Source organism: Mesorhizobium sp. M5C.F.Ca.ET.164.01.1.1, from assembly GCF_004792125.1.
Taxonomy (GTDB): Bacteria; Pseudomonadota; Alphaproteobacteria; order Rhizobiales; family Rhizobiaceae; genus Mesorhizobium; species Mesorhizobium wenxiniae.
In genome coordinates, this window is record NZ_SRTG01000473.1 from 1 (window position 1) to 302 (window position 302).

Sequence of the window (302 nt, forward strand, 5' to 3'; positions counted from 1 at the left end):
CTTGCCCATACCGATGTCGCCGAGGTGGCGGTGATCGGTGTCGCCGACGAGCGCTGGGGCGAGGTCGGCCGCGCCTTTGTGGTGCTGAAACCCGGCCGCATGCTCGACCCGGCGGCCCTCGCCAGGCACTGCGTCGCACGCATCGCCCGCTACAAGGTGCCCAAGGAATTTTTCTCCGTGGAAGTCCTGCCGCGCACGGGATCGGGCAAGATCCAGAAGCATCTGTTGCCGGCGGTGAAATAGATAGGCCGGATTCCGGTCCCGTAACATCTTGCTGTGAACACCCCTCCTGCTCCAGGAAG

At 64.6% G+C, this 302-nt stretch carries 1 pseudogene; it reads left to right on the forward strand.

What is annotated here, in order from left to right:
- A pseudogene (locus tag EN807_RS34340) lies at positions 1–243 on the forward strand (acyl-CoA synthetase); the annotation flags it as partial.
- Positions 244–302 lie beyond the last annotated feature (59 nt).